Raw genomic sequence first — 292 nt, 5'->3', positions numbered from 1 at the left:
GGCTGGTTGTCGGCGTCGGTAATGAAGAACACGTCTTAGACCCGTTCGCCGCGGGTCGCAATCTTGGCATTTTGCAGCGACAGGTCGAACTCCAGGAAGATCTTGCCGATCCGCCCCAGCAGGCCGGGGCGGTCGGGGGCGCTGAGTTCGAGGATGGTCACTTGCCGCTGGGCATCGGTGTGGATGGTCACCTGCGGGGCATAGGTGAAGTGCTTGAGCTGTCGCGGTACCCGGCGCTTTATGATGGTCGGGTAAACATCGGGATTGCGCAGGGCGTCGCTCAGGCCGTCAC

At 62.7% G+C, this 292-nt stretch carries 1 pseudogene; it reads right to left on the bottom strand.

What is annotated here, in order from left to right:
- Window positions 1-38: 38 nt before the first annotated feature.
- A pseudogene (locus M2D63_RS25665) lies at window positions 39-292 on the bottom strand (ACT domain-containing protein); the annotation flags it as partial.

This window comes from Pseudomonas sp. BJa5, assembly GCF_030272875.2.
Classification (GTDB): Bacteria; Pseudomonadota; Gammaproteobacteria; order Pseudomonadales; family Pseudomonadaceae; genus Aquipseudomonas.
This window is presented reverse-complemented; position numbering and strand designations above follow the sequence as displayed.